Source organism: Pseudomonas mosselii (assembly GCF_005796105.1).
GTDB classification, from domain to species: Bacteria; Pseudomonadota; Gammaproteobacteria; order Pseudomonadales; family Pseudomonadaceae; genus Aquipseudomonas; species Aquipseudomonas mosselii_C.
This window is the reverse complement of sequence record NZ_VAUO01000061.1, coordinates 1-326: the sequence shown is the minus strand read 5'-3', so window position 1 is coordinate 326 and position 326 is coordinate 1. Positions and strand designations below refer to the sequence as shown.

1 protein-coding gene is annotated in these 326 nt (G+C 61.3%); it reads left to right on the top strand.

What is annotated here, in order from left to right; all coding sequences use genetic code 11:
- A partial coding sequence (locus FEM01_RS24070) for a contractile injection system protein, VgrG/Pvc8 family (protein WP_276611148.1) occupies positions 1 to 326 on the top strand: 326 nt, incomplete at both ends.

Sequence of the window (326 nt, the reverse complement as noted above, 5' to 3'; positions counted from 1 at the left end):
TGGCAAAGGTCCGGTGCGCCACGTGCACGGGCTGGTCAGTCGTTTCAGTCAGGGTGAAAGTGGCTTCCACCGAACCTACTACCACGCCGTGATCGAGCCGATCCTGGCCCGCGCCGGGCTGCGCTCAAACTGGCGCATCTTCCAACAAAAGACCGTCCCGCAGATTCTCGAGCTGATGCTCCAGCGCCAGGGCATCGATCAATACGAGCTTCGCGCAAGCATGGATCACCCAGCGCGCGAGTTCTGTGTACAAGCGGGTGAGACCGACCTTGACTTCATCGCCCGCCTGGCGGCTGAAGAGGGCTTCGTCTATCGCTTCGAGCACA